10 protein-coding genes, 1 tRNA gene and 1 pseudogene are annotated in these 16,320 nt (G+C 45.0%); 4 read left to right on the top strand and 8 right to left on the bottom strand.

The window, feature by feature from the left end; translation table 11 throughout:
- Window positions 1-3: 3 nt before the first annotated feature.
- From F6J90_RS14855 to F6J90_RS14840, 4 genes and pseudogenes are all read right to left on the bottom strand, one after another.
- Window positions 4-1,537, bottom strand: a pseudogene (locus F6J90_RS14855) (transposase).
- Window positions 1,519-3,039 carry a reverse transcriptase domain-containing protein gene (locus F6J90_RS14850; RefSeq protein WP_293094625.1) on the bottom strand — a complete coding sequence of 507 codons (1,521 nt, stop codon included), beginning with the start codon at window positions 3,037-3,039 and terminating at the stop codon, window positions 1,519-1,521. Before F6J90_RS14850 ends, F6J90_RS14855 begins: the two are co-directional and overlap by 19 nt.
- A gap of 503 nt (window positions 3,040-3,542) precedes the next feature.
- Window positions 3,543-3,782, bottom strand: coding sequence for a hypothetical protein (locus tag F6J90_RS14845; RefSeq protein ID WP_366513752.1), 240 nt, complete (start codon window positions 3,780-3,782; stop codon window positions 3,543-3,545).
- A 243-nt stretch (window positions 3,783-4,025) separates the two neighbouring features.
- Window positions 4,026-4,117, bottom strand: a tRNA-Ser gene (locus F6J90_RS14840).
- A gap of 1,221 nt (window positions 4,118-5,338) precedes the next feature.
- Between F6J90_RS14840 and F6J90_RS14835 the strand changes: the two genes are divergently transcribed.
- The 3 genes from F6J90_RS14835 (at window position 5,339) to F6J90_RS14825 (ending at window position 12,242) form a co-directional block, all read left to right on the top strand.
- Window positions 5,339-6,658, top strand: a complete 1,320-nt coding sequence (locus F6J90_RS14835) for a glycosyltransferase family 1 protein (RefSeq protein WP_293094623.1) — start codon at window positions 5,339-5,341, stop codon at window positions 6,656-6,658.
- Window positions 6,659-7,480: 822 nt separating this feature from the next.
- On the top strand, window positions 7,481-9,766 hold the full coding sequence (locus F6J90_RS14830; RefSeq protein WP_293094621.1) for a polysaccharide biosynthesis tyrosine autokinase: 2,286 nt from the start codon (window positions 7,481-7,483) through the stop codon (window positions 9,764-9,766).
- 370 nt (window positions 9,767-10,136) lie between these two features.
- Window positions 10,137-12,242 carry a thioredoxin domain-containing protein gene (locus F6J90_RS14825; RefSeq protein ID WP_293094618.1) on the top strand — a complete coding sequence of 702 codons (2,106 nt, stop codon included), beginning with the start codon at window positions 10,137-10,139 and terminating at the stop codon, window positions 12,240-12,242.
- Window positions 12,243-12,270: 28 nt separating this feature from the next.
- Here the strand turns inward: F6J90_RS14825 and F6J90_RS14820 are convergent, their stop codons facing one another.
- From F6J90_RS14820 to F6J90_RS14805, 4 genes are all read right to left on the bottom strand, one after another.
- Window positions 12,271-13,959, bottom strand: coding sequence for a penicillin-binding protein 2 (locus F6J90_RS14820; protein WP_293094615.1), 1,689 nt, complete (start codon window positions 13,957-13,959; stop codon window positions 12,271-12,273).
- Window positions 13,960-14,241: 282 nt separating this feature from the next.
- Complete coding sequence (locus F6J90_RS14815) at window positions 14,242-14,775, bottom strand: hypothetical protein (RefSeq protein ID WP_293094612.1); 534 nt, start codon at window positions 14,773-14,775, stop codon at window positions 14,242-14,244.
- A 346-nt stretch (window positions 14,776-15,121) separates the two neighbouring features.
- Complete coding sequence (locus F6J90_RS14810; RefSeq protein ID WP_293094610.1) at window positions 15,122-15,283, bottom strand: hypothetical protein; 162 nt, start codon at window positions 15,281-15,283, stop codon at window positions 15,122-15,124.
- A 463-nt stretch (window positions 15,284-15,746) separates the two neighbouring features.
- Window positions 15,747-15,893, bottom strand: a complete 147-nt coding sequence (locus tag F6J90_RS14805; RefSeq protein WP_293094608.1) for a hypothetical protein — start codon at window positions 15,891-15,893, stop codon at window positions 15,747-15,749.
- 98 nt (window positions 15,894-15,991) lie between these two features.
- Between F6J90_RS14805 and F6J90_RS14800 the strand changes: the two genes are divergently transcribed.
- Entirely contained in the window at window positions 15,992-16,291 is a 300-nt protein-coding gene (locus F6J90_RS14800) for a hypothetical protein (RefSeq protein ID WP_293094606.1), read from the top strand.
- The last annotated feature ends 29 nt before the right edge of the window (window positions 16,292-16,320 follow it).

Raw genomic sequence — 16,320 nt, 5'->3', positions numbered from 1 at the left:
TCATTAATCGGGATAATCCAGTATGAAACGGTCAAGGTGCAATTTATTGTTGTCCGAGTGAGGAGTGGTCATGCAGTAATTGGAGTTGAACTTTCCACCCATCTGTCTGGACGTTCCTGGCATCTCGACCAGGAGTTGCTTGAAAGCCTGAGCAAAGCTCATGTTTACAATCAATCCAACCAAGCTCAACTGCATCAAGCAGACTCAGTCCCATCCCTTTCAAGAAACGCGCGGTACGACGCAACAATACTGCCATTACCTCGGTCTTATTCATGTACCGAGTTAGTTCCTTGTCCGTACCCCGAGCAAGGATGTTTTTGGCAGCATTGTGGTCAGCCTGCAACACGACCCCATTAAACATGGGTTAGTTGTCCCCGCTCCTTTTCCCTAACAGGGTTCCAGTAACGGAGTCAATTTGCGACGTGTAGCTAGGCATAACTTCTGTCACAATCGACCCAGTCCAATCAGCCCATTTTTGTAATGAGTCCCGCATTTCTCCCTTCATCCAGCTATTAAGCTTGCGAGACATGGCTTTGGACTGACGTTTTCCTTTAATCGGTTGTGTTAAATCTTCTGCAAAAATTTTAAGTGACTTCCCATTAAAAAGAGACTTAGATGCGGCTCCTATGATAGCCGTTAATTCTGACTGATTTTGTCTGTAACGCTTGTTCTCTGTTTTTCTGCTTAAGTTATTTTTAAGAATACGAGCCGACTTAGCTGGGTCTATTTTTTCTAGTTTTCTATGAAGTGCCCAAAGCTTTCCTCTGTTGCGGTTTTTGGCACATATACGATGGCCAAAAGGCCACGCTACGCGAACGGACTTTTTGGTGGCTACTTTGCCTAACCCTTTCCCATGCGCTTGACCCTCTGAATCATAGAAAGCCTCCGTGTATCCCTTGTCTACTCCTACAGGGCGACGTTCACCGGGAATTTCTACATTTCCATGGTCTACAAGGAAATGAATCTCAAACCTTTGCAGAACTTGGTTATGTATCAACCGAATTTGTCCTTTTATTTTTCGGTTAGATCTGACGATTATCCTGTTTCTCTTTCCTCTCCTTAATCCAGCTAATTCTAGTTGGTATGTATTGCGAGAGAGTCGTTTGCATTTATAACCCACTTGTTGATAAACTATCTGGTTCTTAACCCAGGAATGTCCCCGCTGGAATTCTTTCCTAACTAGTCTATGCAGCAGTGGGTTTTCCAAAAAAGCTAAGGTTTTAAGCTGTTTGCAAAGTTCTTTCCTGGTCTTTTGGTTTTCTTTCCCCGGAAACCTTCTATAAATTTTCTTTATTACCCCATCGATACAGGCTGCCTGCTGGGCTGTAATGGCTTTTGCTACATCATTGATAGTCCAGTCCATTATTTTGGCAGGCAACCCCAGAGTATCTGGAGTCCTGAAGCTTTTTACTTCCGGGATAGCCTTTTTATTACGGTCGATGTCCGGTATTACCCGATGCACCTCCGCTCCAAAGCCGTACGTGAAGCTTTCACCTCATACGGCTCCTAGGTTCTCCTTCAACCTTTCGGCTTGCAGTCATCTTGTGACGTGCTCCAGTGAATTTGTTGGTGGCAACTTTGATGGACAGCCATGAGATTGTCCTCTTTCCAGTTGTTGTGATTTCCATCGATGTGGTGGAGGTGTACTCTTTCTTCATCAATGAATTTCAGATTACAATATCCACAGGAATGGTTTTGCTTGTCTAGAGTCTTAGCTGTAATATTGTTGTAGAGTTTACTGTTTCGTTTACTCCAATAGACTATGTCTCCATCATATGGGGACTTAGTCCCTTTTACCATTACATGCTTGTTTTGCTTGTATCCTACCTTAGGGAAAGCTTTTTTACATAGTTCCACGGCCTGGTGTTTGTCTATTTTCTTCTCCTTTTTGAATTTGCGGCCTGCCGTTTTGTCTAGGAACCATAGGCTATCCCGAGAGCTGCTCATGTCACACCATTTATGGTAGTTTCGCCACCCTCTTACGATAGGAGCTAATTTTTTACTTTTGACTTTAGCACCATAATTCGAGCTGTTGACTACGTTTTTAATCTTCTCACGTATATTCCTATAGTTCTCCGCTGAGGGAGTACAGTGGAATTTTCCGTTTTGCTTGACTCGCATGTGCCAGCCAAGGAAGTTAAATCCGTCTGTCGTCTTGGTTACTTTGGTTTTTTCTTGGCTGATTTCGAGACTCCGTTCTTTTAGGAATTGTTCTATTTTTCGTAGAATTTTTCCTGCGTCGTCTTTTGGCTTTAGAAATACTACCATGTCATCCGCATATCGGACTGATGGGTGTATTTCTTCTATTCCGTCAAGTGCTATGTTGGCTAAGAGTGGACTTACTACTCCTCCTTGGGGTGTTCCTTGTTCAAGAAATTCTGGGTGAATCCCTGCTTTTAGACATCTGAATATCCCCTGTTTCAGATTATTGGGGGCATTCAGCCTATTCATGATGGAACTGTGGGAGATTCTGTCGAAACACTTCTTGATATCTAGTTCGATTACTCTTTTGGTCTTCCCATTACAGAATGACCTTAAGTTGTTGTATATGTACCTCTGTGCATCATGCGCTCCACGTCCAGTCCTAAACCCGTAACTCCGAGCGTGAAAGGTTGTTTCGTGCGCTGGTTCGAGGGCATATTTTACTAGACATTGCCATGCTCTGTCTGCTATGGTTGGTATTTTTAGCATTCGGATTTTCCCGTTCTTTTTAGGGATTGGGATTTCTCTTAAACCATTATGTTTCCAGTTGGTTCCATATTGATTTAATGCTTCAACCAGTTCCATTCGTTCACGGTAGTTGAGACTTTCTTTGCCGTCAATACCAGCAGTGCGTTTTCCCTGATTTAGTTGTGTTACTTGTCGGACGGCCAGCAGTTGAGCTGAACGGGATTTCATCATCAACTTTTGAAGTGACCTAGCTTTCTTTGTGTCACCAGCCTGAATTGCTTTATATATTCTTCTTTGTAGGCGGAAGACGCTTTGCCGGAGTTTCTTCCAGGGTTGCGTTTTCCATAGTTCACTATATCTATTTGACATGTGTCTAACCATGCTCTACTTAGTTTGAATATATTCTGAGAACCCGTGTCCAGTTTTGAACACATCTTACCCGATAGTGGGGATTAAGATTGGCATATCTTACCGAGGTTTCGACCGTTCCTCAGACCCATTTTGTTTCTATCGTTTTTACTCGTTCCACCTGTCAGATTGTTACGGTGATTTAGGTCAGTCCAATTTGCCTATCCCCCTCTCGGAGATTACAGTTATCAACTGGAGAACACTGTGAGAGTAGAGGATTTCTTCCACATGGTTTGTTCAGGTTGTGGTTGGGACTTTAGACATTTTTCTAGGACTATTTAGACCTTGTCACCTCCCCGTTAGCACCAGTGTTGTTACCTGCTTATGGTCAACTGATTGTGCCCTGATACCAGCAACACTGCTGCAAGTTGCCGCTTGCTCGGTGTGGTCAGGTAGGGAGTCATATGTCTCCTCATAGGCAGGGCTTTCACCTGCATCCGATAGGTAGTTAGACTTTTCAGGTTTTATCCTGCGCAAGTCCCCAACTCATACCCCTTCAGTCGCTGAAGGCTCCTAGTTGGAACGAGCCGCACCCAGTCCAGTCCCCAATGCTTGATGCTCTCCAGCTTGTTGTAAGACTCAGCTCTAACGATGCCTAGTTTTTTCATTGTAGACAGCAACTCAGTCTCAATCGACTCAGTCATCCCCACTACGGGGACAATTTGAGTCGATAGCTTTTTGGTTACGCCTACTTTTTTTGACATCGTCAACTGGTGTGTCTTCTTTCTTGATTTAGATTACATAGATTTCTAGCGCTAGCAAAACGTCAATGTCGGTTTGGTACGGTTAAAAACCGTTTTATACCTATTTATTGGGGTTTAGTTGCGTTACTTAATCAAATTTTCCAGATCTCTTGGTGCCCGTTCCCTAGCGCTTTGAAAAAGCGCGGGGCCGCACCGCTTTTCCAAGCAACGAAAGTTTTATTTTTGCCAGTTGAGGATACTCAACGGAGAGGGAGGGATTCGAACCCTCGGATAGGCCTTACGCACCTATCAACAGATTAGCAATCTGCCGCTTTCGACCACTCAGCCACCTCTCCAAGGTGGTGTCTATCCATGATAGCACATTTTTGAGCTTTTGACACTCCCCGCCCTGGAAGGACGGGGATTCTTACTTCAACGAGCTGTCTTGCCAAGCCAGGTCGGAACCAGGAAAGGTAGAGGACAATTCGACCTAAGCGTATTTGGTCTGTGACCTAGGTTTCGGTGTGCCCCACCGTACCTAAATTAGTTAACAAATTTAGATAAACAATTTTTTTTAATCTTAGATTTTCATAGACGATCAAATCGTTAGATTTGATGGCTGCAACATGCTCATCTCTTAGCTTGTTTTTTACATTGTCTACTTATTTTAAGATAATGTTTATCTAGAGTATTAATTTTTTTGTTATCTCCTTATAATAACACGCTTCGTGAAAAGTGTCAAGTTTTAACTTAAAAAGAAAGCCGTCCTATAAGGACGGGGCTTTAGACCCACAATTTTTGGTAAATTTTATGATCAGAAACTATGAGCGTTCGCGTAGCGTAGCCCTTCGGGCTAATCGCTCACACCACTGCAATAGGAAAATGCAATACGAAAATTTATGATGACTCTCGGACTCTCCCAATCTCTGTCTTGATGCAAAGCGCGAGTGGGGGAAACCACGGCAGTCGCTCATGGTTTGAAGTTACCGTAAGATAGGGTCGCCTTGTCTTGATGCAGTCGCTCATGGCGCATGGGTCTGTGTGCGGAACCTGCGTCCGCACCGCTGTTTGCCCCGTGGAAACCCCCTGTTCCGAAGCTGCATCGCTATTAAAAAACATTTAACCATGCATCTGCATAACCTGCTAACTATAAAGGCTCCACAATAAACAGGTTTCGTCTCCGGGGGGAAACCCCCCCATGAAGGCGCTGCCTCCCCAAGACCGTAATGGTGCGCTTGACCCGTAATTAAATTCGCCACGGGTCGCACCTCTGCATCGCTGAGAGATCCACTATTTTTAAGTGAGAGAGATTCAGCCAACTATTAAGAAGTGCGTGCGTGAAAGCCCAGAAGCATCTTGAAACGAAAATATTACCATATAATATCCCGACTTAAATTATCATTTTTGTAAAAAAATTGTTAAAAATTTACTTTCACCCACTGATGTGTTAAGCACACCTGAGAGGTTAAAATTTGTTAAGTGAGTGTGTAAAAGCTCGACGCTGAGGGTTTAGCCGGATAGAGGTCAGACTCCCCATACCTGAAAACCTTCTGTAAGCTCCAACATCAAAAAAGCCTATGAATACGAAAAATACACAGCACATTGCTCTGATCTCCGTTCACGGAGATCCAGCGATAGAAATCGGTAAGGAAGAAGCTGGAGGACAGAATGTGTATGTGCGCCAAGTGGGTGAAGCTCTTGCTAAGCAGGGGTGGCAGGTCGATATGTTTACTCGCCTCTCCAGTTCCAATCAAGCCACAATTGTTGAACATACTCCAGGTTGTCGCACTATTCGCCTAACTGCTGGTCCAAAAGCATTTGTGCCACGGCAAGAGATTTTTGAATACTGCGGTGAGTTTTTAACCCAACTGCTTAAGTTTCAGGAGCAATCAGGCATTCACTACTCAATAGTACATACAAACTACTGGCTTTCGGCTTGGGTAGGTATGGAGTGGAAGAAGCGTCAATCCCTTCTTGATGCAGTCGCTCATGGGGGAAACCCCCAAGACCGCGCTGCATCGCTCATTCAACTTCACACCTATCACTCCCTAGGCGCAGTTAAATACGAGTCAGTAGAAACAATTCCGAAGATTGCTGCGACTCGCTTGGACATAGAAAAAGCAGTGCTAGAAACAGCAGAACGCATTGTGGCTACATCTCCCCAAGAACAAGAACACATGCGTACGCTAGTTTCAAGTAAGGGCGACATTGATATTATTCCCTGTGGTACCGACATTGACCGATTTGGCAAGATTAACCGCAAAGAAGCACGGCAAAAACTTGGGCTTAGCCCTGAAAACAAAATCATCTTTTACGTGGGACGGTTTGACCAACGCAAGGGCATTGAAACCCTAGTTCGAGCTGTTGGTTCCTCCAAGTTACGGGGTGATGCTAACTTAAAGCTGATTATTGGTGGTGGTTCTCGTCCTGGTGAGAAAGATGGTATGGAACGCGATCGCATTGAAGGGATTGTAGCTGAATTGGAACTGCAAACTATCACTACATTTCCTGGACGCATTCCTGATGAACTACTGCCAGCTTATTATGCTGCAGCTGATGTTTGCGTAGTACCAAGTCACTACGAGCCTTTTGGTTTAGTTGCCATCGAAGCCATGGCTAGTGCCACCCCTGTAGTAGCTAGTGATGTCGGTGGTCTTCAGTTTACCGTTGTATCTGAAGAAACTGGCTTACTGGCACCACCCAAAGATGCTGGTGCTTTTGCAGCTGCTATCGATCGGATTCTCTCGGATCACGACTGGAAAAATCAACTTGGTTTAGGGGCAAGAGCAAGGGTAGAAAATATGTTTAGCTGGAATGGTGTTGCCCATCAGCTGAGTCAGCTCTATGAGAGCTTGCTGGAAGCCAAATCAGAGAATTTAGCAACAACTAGTGCCTGAAATCTATTGGGCACATTCATTCCCTGGCAATCAGGATAGATCTCAAAGGTTAAAGGACAAAGTTAGCTTCTAGCAAAAGAAGCCCCACAACGAACATGCGCAGCATGAGTGTGGGATTAATTTTGCACAAGATATTTATGTAATAGGGAACAATTACGATCGTCTATAATAAAAGAAGTAGGGAAGACAAATTAAGAGCTAACCGCCACCTACTTACTAAAAATAGAACTTATTTATTGTTCCGGCGGGTCGGGGCATCCCGGAGAGGAAACCTTAGAATAGGGCAGCCTTAATCATAAAGTTTTAACCCTTTACCCATAACCGACTAACCATAAAGGCTGCCCTATTCTTGCGGTAACTTCTGACCGTGTCGTTAATAAAGCTTACCGAATATCCGTTCCCGTTAGGTGGAGTTGGTAAGAAGCCCACACTGTAATCTTTGATGAGCGTGTGGGAGTATGTCACGAAGCTACTATTCCTTTTGCCTTTTTCCTTCATCTTATTCATCCTGATGGGTGACAGAACTCTTGTATCTGTAAATTGGGAAAGTTTGGTAAATTGGATATCCTCTATTTTCTTTGCGATTGCCTCTTGCTGAGGAATTATGTTACATGAACTTTCTTGTTTTCACCTTCAAGCAAGGAAAATTCAAGGTTATTGCTGTTCGCGTAGCGTAGCCCTTCGGGCTAATCGATACTGATCACAAAGCCGCGCTGATCATTTCCGATGTTCCTGTAACTAGCATGTAACTAGGGTTTATGCATCCTACCAGTTATCCAATCTCCAATTCCCAATCCCCAAGTACCAAGAAGAACTTGAATTATGGGTTCCCAAGGAGCTTATAAGCCTTCCCTATCTAACCATAGTGGTCAACAGCAGTATCGAACTTCTCCACAACTAACAGGGGGAGCCTATGACTTGGAAGCCAGCAAACTCGATCTGCGTCGTATATTAGCTGCTGCTCGTCGTCGAGCTGTCTTGATGGCAGGGGTGGCCCTTACTGTGACATCCGGAATTATTGCCAAAACCTTAAGTGCAGTTCCGATCTATGAAGGCAAATTCCAGCTGTTACTCGAACCCATATCTGGTGAAGACCCGTTGGAGTTGCAGGGCAAACCCGGGGTAAATAGCATTGCTGCTCCAACTAAAAGTTTCGAGTATGACACTCAAATTCAGGTATTAAGCTCTCCTCAGGTTATGTCTGAGATTGTGGAGCAAATTCAAACCCAATATCCAGAAATAAACTATCATACTCTCCGGGAAGGAATGATGGTATCCCGACTGCGAGAAACCAAAATTTTAGAAGTTGCCTACCAAGATTCAGACCCGGAAAGAATTCAATTTGTTTTGGAAAAAGTTGCTTTGGGCTACATCGAGTACTCTCAGCAACAACAAGAGGCTAGCATCAGACAAGGCATTCAATTTGTCTCGAATCAGCAGCCGAAAATACAAGGACAAATTAATCAGCTTCAGCTACAACTCCAGCAACTCCAGCAGAAGTACAACCTGATTAATCCACAACTTCAGGGTCAACTGTTGACGAATCGGGTCAATGGTATTGTCGAACACAGACAAGCTACCCAAACTCAGCTCCGAGACAGGATTATACTGTATGGGAAACTCAAAGGTCAGTTGGGGCTATCCTCACAGCAAGCGGCAGCAGTAGCTAACCTTATAGAAACACCCCGTTACCAACAATTGCTCAGCCAACTTTCTACTGTAGAAAGTCAGATGGTGTTGGATTTGGCACAGTTCAAGGAAAACCAATCTACCTTTAAAGGATTAAGACAACAACAGCAAAATTTACTCCCCCTGTTAAGTCAGGAAGCAGAAAGGGTGATGACTAGCCGTATGCAGGGGTTGAGTGGCAATCCTCAATCGGCTTCTTCAAGTAAACTTCGCCTAAATTTGATTCAGCAGCTAGTAGAGACGGCGAACCAAATTAAGGTTTTAGAGATGCGCCAGGCCGCCATCACTAAAGGAGAAAGTCTGATGAGTGAACAACTCAAACAACTAGCTGTGATTGCCGACCGATATACAGAAGTCAAGCAAAAGATTGAGGTAGTAACAGAAAGCCTAAACCGCTTTGAGTCAGTTCGGGAAACTTTGGAACTTGAATCAGCTAAAACCAGCATCCCTTGGCAGACAATTGTCGAGCCGCAACAACCTCAAAAACCAATATCCCCCAATTTGCCTGATACTTTGCTCCTAAGTGCAGTAGCAGGGATAGTTGCAGGTGCCACAGCTGGGTTTTTAGCAGAAAAGTTACATCACTTACTGAACAGCACCGACGATATCAAAGATTATACTCGCTTACCAATATTAGGCACAATCCCCTTTAAAAAAGAACTCCAGAAATGCACTACCGTTACTGGTGTGGGCATAATACCTGAGCCGGAAGCGGAAGCTCCACAACTCGGCGTGGGATCTGGTACTTACCAGATTTCTCCTGTTTTAGAGGCGTTTCGCTCTCTCCAAGTTAATCTCCAATGTCTGTATTCTGAGAAACCCATTAGCGCTATAGTGGTAAGTTCTGCTGAACCAGCAGATGGTAAATCCACTACGGCTATATTTTTAGCCCTGGCAGCAGCAGCAATGGGGCAAAAGGTTTTACTGGTGGATGGTAATCTGCGCTTTCCTGAGATTCATCAGAAGATGGATTTACCTAATTTGTGGGGACTGAGCGATGTTATTTCTGGCGAAATCAAGGTTGATGATGTGATTCAGCGATCGCCTCTAGAGGAAAATCTCTCTGTCCTAACTGCTGGTCAAATTTCCCCCGACCCTACCCGGTTTCTCAATTCCCCAAAGATGCAAAATTTAGTTCAATATCTCAAAGAGCGGTTTGAGCTGGTAATTTTTGATACCCCTCCCCTACTTGGTCTGGCGGATGCTAGACTTCTGGAGCCTAATACCGATGGGATATTGATGGTGGTAGGTTTAGGCAAAGCTAACCAAATTTTGTTCAAAGAAGCTCTCTCGGAATTGAGAATTGCTCATAGCACAGTATTGGGTATAGTTGCTAATGGTTTAAAAGGTTACACAACCAGAGCCTATGATTACTATCATCATTACTTTGGTAATACTCTTGAGGAAACCAAAGTTTAGGAGTGATTGGTCATTGGTCATTTGTATAGTAACCGAAGTATAGTTTAGGACAGAGTATTTTGGTTGAAAGGGAGCAGGGAGTAGGGAGCAGGGAGCAGAAATATGTCTTGAGCTTTACTTCGACTGCTATAACTACCTTGAGAACCCTAGTGAATCACAAATAACTTAAGCATTCAGCTCTCAGCTCTCGGCTCTGAGCTCCAGCTCTCAGCTTTTGAATAAAACAAGTAAGCATTGGTTTAATCTTTGTTAGGTCACCATTAGGCTGACGGCTGACCGCTGAATGCTTACCAAATAAGTAACGGCAAATATATCAATGATTCAGTACTCACCAAGGTAGACTGAAGGGGAAGCGACTACTGAAGCTGCAATGACTAACCGCCTTGCCCAATCCCAAAGCCTTTATCTACGTAAGCATGCTGAAAATCCGATTGATTGGTGGCCTTGGTGTGAAGAAGCGCTATTAACGGCAACAAAACAAGATAGGCCAATTTTCCTGTCTATCGGTTACTCTAGCTGCCACTGGTGTACGGTGATGGAGGGCGAAGCGTTTTCCAATCAGGCAATTGCCAAGTATATGAATGCTAATTTTCTACCAATTAAGTTAGACCGGGAAGAAAGGCCGGATATTGATAGCATTTACATGCTAGCATTGCAGATGATGACAGGTCAAGGAGGCTGGCCCCTTAATATTTTCCTGACACCGGATGACTTGGTACCCTTTTATGGAGGTACCTACTTCCCTGTGGAACCACGCTACGGACGACCGGGTTTTTTGCAGTTGCTCCAATCAATTCGTCGCTTCTATGATTTAGAAAAAGGCAAGCTTAACAGTTTCAAAGAAGACATCCTGGGATACCTCCAACACGCAGCAGTACTACCCGAATCAGAGCAGCTTGGTGATGATTTGCTCTTTCTCGGTGGGCAAGTTAGTGTGGGTGTCGTTAATGCTCTCAATCCAGGTCCACGTTTCCCAATGATTCCCTATGGGAGTATGGCACTACGGGTTACTCGCTTCGATTGGGCATCGGAGTATAACCCAGAGCAGGCTTGTGCAAAGCGGGGATTAGACTTAGCTCAGGGGGGTATTTACGATCATGTAGCTGGGGGGTTTCATCGCTACACAGTTGACCCTACTTGGACAGTACCCCACTTTGAAAAAATGCTCTATGACAATGGGCAGATTATGGAGTACTTGGTAGATTTGTGGAGTTCAGGGATTCAGGAAGCCGCCTTTAAACGAGCGATCGCAGGAACAGTTCAATGGCTCAAGCGGGAAATGACTGCTGAAGAAGGTTTCTTTTATGCTGCTCAAGATGCAGATAATTTCGCGACCCCAGCAGACACTGAACCTGAAGAAGGGGCGTTTTATGTCTGGAGTTATTCAGAACTAGAACAACTGCTCACCCCATCGGAGTTGACTGCAATTGAGGAGGAATTTACTATCTCCAAAGAGGGCAACTTTGAAGGCAAGAATGTGTTGCAGCGCCGTTACCCAGATCAGTTTTCCCAGAACACTGAAGCTGCTTTGGCTAAACTGTTTGAAGCACGTTATGGTGCCAAACCGGATCTTCTGGAAACCTTTCCACCAGCCAAGAGCAATCAAGAGGCCAAAACCCGGAACTGGCTCGGTAGAATTCCACCAGTAACGGACACCAAAATGATTGTTGCCTGGAATAGCTTAATGATTTCTGGTCTAGCGCGAGGCTATAGTGTGTTCCATGAACCGGACTATTGGCAACTAGCAACAGTTGCTGCTCAATTCATCCTCAACAATCAATGGGTAGCAGGACGATTACACCGACTAAACTATGATGGTCAACCGGCAGTGCTGGCTCAGTCTGAGGATTATGCCTTGTTTATCAAAGCTCTACTGGATTTACATCAGGCAAGTTTGTCAGTAGAACAACCTTGGCCAATAGGCCAAGGTTCAAACCTGCAACCGACCAACCTGTCACCCGCCAGTTGGCTAGAGAAAGCGGTTAAGGTTCAGGAAGAGTTTGATCAATTGCTGTGGAGTGTGGATAATGGTGGTTACTATAATGCTGCCAGTGACGCTAGTGATCAACTGTTAGTACACGAGCGCAGTTATACGGATAATGCGACACCATCTGCCAATGGGGTAGCGATCGCAAACCTAGTACGTCTGGCTTTACTCACTGAAAATCTCCAATACCTTGACCGAGCAGAGCAAGCCTTGAAAGCATTTAGTAGCGTGCTCAACACATCCCCTCAATCCTGTCCCAGTATGTTTACTGCTTTAGATTGGTACCGCAATTGCACTCTGATTCGCGCTGGTGCTGAGCAACTTACCTCCCTCATCTGTGAGTATTTCCCCGTCAGTGTTTATCAATTAGATACCCATCTGCCAGATTCTGTTATTGGTTTAGTTTGTCAGGGCCTGAGTTGTAAACCAGCAGCAACTAACACTGATCAGTTATTAGCCCAGGTGCGGACAAGTCAAACTAGAGCTTGAACTCTAGTGATTTGAAAACAAAGTTTCCCTACTGCCGGAAATTTTGTGAGGATGGTGGAATCCGCTCAATGGCAATCAGTGCTTCTATAACTGATTTGACTAATGGTGCAGCTACGGTAGAACCAAAGGCAATGCCTTGGGGTTCATCGACTACTGCTAAGATTACATAGCGGGGAGATTCTACGGGCAAAATTCCCACAAAGCTGGTTATCTTGGCATCGCTGTAATAGCCGCCAGTAGGACTGGCTTTCTGAGCTGTACCGGTTTTACCAGCAATCCGATAACCAGGAATGCGGGAGGCCTTTCCAGAACCATCAGTTACTACAGTTTCCATCATTTCCAGCACTGTCCGAGTAGTGTTGGGGGAAAATACTCGTCTCGGTGCAGGACGGCGTGGTTGCCAGTGGGGATTCCCTTTGGTGTCAAATAGTCCCCGAACCACATGGGGAGTCACTAGCTTACCGCCATTGGCAAGGGCACCTTGCATCTGAGTTAGTTGAATTGGGGTTAAGGAAAAGCCTTGACCAAAGGAAGCCGTAGCTGGTTCAATTGGGGAAACTTTAAACTTGTACTTACTTTTGAGCTGTCCAGCGGTCTCAGCTGGTAACTCAATTCCCACTTTTTGCTTTAAGCCTAGCTTCTCTAACCAGTCATAGTAAACCTCAGGTCTCATCTTTCTGATCATCCGCACCATGCCCACATTGCTGGAATGTTGCAAAATCTTGCTGGGATTGATCATGCCCCGAGCACCTACTGATTTATAGTCATGGTTGAGAATCGGCCATTCGCCAATTTGAATCTTACCAGTGTCGTTGAACAAGCTTTGGGCTGTAATGGTAGCAGTTTCTAATGCGATCGCAACATTTAGGGGTTTGAATGTCGAACCAGGCTCATACAAGTCTGACAGTGCCCAATTTTTAAACAAACTCACATCGAATTTCGAGTACTGATTGGGGTTGTAGGTTGGCTCACAAACTAGGGCTAACAAGGAACCATCGTGTACATTCATCACTATGATACTGCCACGCTCTGCATTAAACTTCTTGATGGTTTGCTTGAGGGCAGAGCGAGCTGCTCGTTGCAGGCGAGTATCGATAGTTAGCTGTAGCCGCAGGTCATCAAGGTGCATGAATCCTTCTGGCACATGACCTGGCATCAAGGCTCCATTCCCAGCACGGCTCAGTCGGATGTTTCTTACCTCCCGTTCTAGGAACTTTTCTTGGGTGTATTCTAGACCCGCTTGACCCCGATGATCGAAAATGTTTACATAGCCCACCACATCCGATGCCAATTCATTTTGGGGATAAAAGCGGGAGTATTGTCGAATCAACTCTAAACCATCTAAGTTCAACCGAGCAATTTGGTCTGCGATCGCTTCTGAGATCGTATTGCCCAAGCGAATACCACTTTTGCGTTTACCGAACAGCTCCTCCAAATCTGTTGGTGTTTTTTTGATCATCGGAGCCAGCAAAGCAGCAATTTCCTGTAAGGATTTTTTGAACAACTTCGGGTGAGCATATAATGTATAGACAGGTCTGTCGATGGCTAAAACATTGCCTTTGCGGTCAACAATAGGACGGCGAGGTATGAAGGGCCGCATATAGACCATTTGCTGCCGTCGTGCTTTTTCCTCTAGGGACGATGCCTCTGAAACTTGCAAACGGTATAAATTTAGCAACAGCCCACTGCCGCCTGCCATCATTATTACCCATATCATTAGCAGTCTCAGACGGTTGTTTCCCAGTGACTTACCGGGCTTCATACTGTTTCACCTGACTATCATCTTTAACAAATATACCTAACTAAATATACCTAAACAGACACACTTAAATAAATATATTTAAATAAATATACTTAAACAGACATACTTAACTAAATATACCTAACTAAATACACCTAACTAAATATACATAAACAGATATACTTGACTAAATATACCTAAATAGATTTTTAAACAGATTTTTCCCTACCCCCATTCACCCTATCCCTAGGCAAAAAACTAGTAACCCAGGGGTGTGATTTTCTTGGGTTTTGGCTCAGGAGGTTTGGTGAAGGCGGTAAATGGCTGAGGCTGAGGACGTTCAGGAGCTCGTTTGAGAAAAATTGTATTACTTGGTTTGGGAGTAACCAGCCCTGTAGCTGGATTTTCAGCCTGTTGAGCGAGTTGATCTTTGATTACTTCCGTTGTTGCTGTCATATTGCGCTCATCTCTTTGCAGCTCCTCTAGTTTACGATACTCTTGGGTCCATTGTTGCTGGCTGTAAACTGTCCAGGAATAAACTGTGACCGCAGTAGCAATTAGTGCAAATGTTACTATATCTGAGCCAAGTTTTAAAAATAGTAAGGCTTTCAACAAAATTGGTGTTTGCTGCTGCAAAACACTCAGGTTTTCAACCTTTGGGTTAGGGTTTTTCGGTGACATCATAGTATGTGTTGGTGGTCGTGCTATTCTAGAACGTTGATCTTTTGAAATAGCCAATGATTGCTGAGACCGATTTCTTTGAGTGCGAGCAGAGCGAGGAACAGCATTCATAAAAAACTCCTTAGTTATTGGAAACACCTATGGCAAACCGGTAACTTTTAATCAGGGCAGGAAAACAATCTGGTGGCCGAGACTACTGACTGACTTTCTGATGGCGAACCAGAACAGGTGCAGTTCTTAACTCTTTCGGGGTTTGAGCCCCTGACAATGCCTATCCTTTGCCGTTGAAGCAAGATGTAACCAATGCCCGTGCTAAAGTTACTGGCGGTAGATTACTCCCCGTTTAAAGACCTAGTTCTAGAGCAAAGAAGTGTATATTTGACCCTAAGCTAGGAACCTTAACCCTTACCAGTAACCTAGACTTCAGAGGCTCAGGGGGTGACAACAAGGCATTAAACTAAACAGGGTGTGGGGTGTGGGGGGTAGGGGGTGGGGAAAATAAAAGCGATGCAGCGCGGTCTTGGGGAGGCAGTGCGGTCTTGGGGAGGCAGCGCGGTCTTGGGGAGGCAGCGCGGTCTTGGGGGTCTCCCCCATGAGCGACTGCCGTGGTTTCCCCCATGAGCGACTGCCGTTCCCCCAGCGACTGCCGTGGTTTCCCCCACTCGCGCTTTGCATGGCTGACAGGGAATTTGGAGTGAGTCGGTGGGATAACAATCGGTCCGGAACCTGATTCAACCGTCCCGTCGCCACCTAGCCAGCTCCTGATCTTCGCCTACACCCTTCACCCCACACCCGGTCACCCTGTAAGGCTTTCAAGGCTGTTTGTCACCCCGTCAGCTTCAGAGGTCTTAGGCTGGTCAGCTAACTCAAGAAGTGCTGCTGAACAGGATTAACTTGGTAGCAGTTTTACTCAAAGTAAGGCTAGAAAGATGATGTTAGAACGCACCTATCTTAGCATCAGCTCAGATTCAGGAGGAATCCTTAGTTAGGGACAGACGGGGATTTGTGATATCCTAGAAGTAATTAGTAAAAATCAGAAAAAAAACCTGAGCGCACCGATAACCCTAGCCATAACCTTAAGGTTAGAGCAAAAAAGGAAACAAACGGGCAAAGCGTGCGTTCCCGTAGCGTTGCCATAGGCTAATCCCGTAGCGTTGCCATAGGCCAATCCCATCAATGGAAATCCCTGTAACGAAATCATGGTAACGAAATTCCTGTAAATAAATCACAAAGCCAAGCTTATAAATCCAGACGCCACACCCAGTCGTGAATAGGTTGAGATAGGATTTGATTAACGACTCAATTTAACGACTCAATCGTTTTGGTGATGGCTAAATTGTTGAAATTGTTAGGAATTGGCCTAGAATTAACTATCGCTATACTTCTAGCTAGACCAGCTTGGTGTTTACCACCTCCGGAGGATGTACCGGAAGAGGTGTTGAGAACTGAGATTATTATTGAAGCGCGATCGCCTCTTGATGGCAAGCCAATGAGTGCCGCTGAATACGCCCAACTGCAAGATGCCATAGCACAACGCTCAACCACCCCTGGCCTTGACCCCAAGATTCGAGAATTGATTTTTCTGCTGCAACTGAGCGATTTGTTCCGGACAATCCTTCCCTTCTAACGGTAATACTCCCAGACCTGTATACCCTT

The organism is Moorena sp. SIOASIH, from assembly GCF_010671925.1.
Lineage (GTDB): Bacteria > Cyanobacteriota > Cyanobacteriia > Cyanobacteriales > Coleofasciculaceae > Moorena.
Note: the sequence above shows the minus strand (reverse complement) of the source record. Positions and strands in the feature narration are given on the sequence as shown.

What these genes read in the sequence shown, in the direction of transcription:
- F6J90_RS14850 (WP_293094625.1), bottom strand. Translation starts at nt 3,039, where the DNA reads ATGTCAAATAGATATAGTGAACTATGGAAAACGCAACCCTGGAAGAAA.
- F6J90_RS14845 (WP_366513752.1), bottom strand. Translation starts at nt 3,782, where the DNA reads ATGTCAAAAAAAGTAGGCGTAACCAAAAAGCTATCGACTCAAATTGTC.
- F6J90_RS14835 (WP_293094623.1), top strand. Translation starts at nt 5,339, where the DNA reads ATGAATACGAAAAATACACAGCACATTGCTCTGATCTCCGTTCACGGA.
- F6J90_RS14830 (WP_293094621.1), top strand. Translation starts at nt 7,481, where the DNA reads ATGGGTTCCCAAGGAGCTTATAAGCCTTCCCTATCTAACCATAGTGGT.
- F6J90_RS14825 (WP_293094618.1), top strand. Translation starts at nt 10,137, where the DNA reads ATGACTAACCGCCTTGCCCAATCCCAAAGCCTTTATCTACGTAAGCAT.
- F6J90_RS14820 (WP_293094615.1), bottom strand. Translation starts at nt 13,959, where the DNA reads ATGATATGGGTAATAATGATGGCAGGCGGCAGTGGGCTGTTGCTAAAT.
- F6J90_RS14815 (WP_293094612.1), bottom strand. Translation starts at nt 14,775, where the DNA reads ATGAATGCTGTTCCTCGCTCTGCTCGCACTCAAAGAAATCGGTCTCAG.
- F6J90_RS14810 (WP_293094610.1), bottom strand. Translation starts at nt 15,283, where the DNA reads ATGGGGGAAACCACGGCAGTCGCTCATGGGGGAGACCCCCAAGACCGC.
- F6J90_RS14800 (WP_293094606.1), top strand. Translation starts at nt 15,992, where the DNA reads ATGGCTAAATTGTTGAAATTGTTAGGAATTGGCCTAGAATTAACTATC.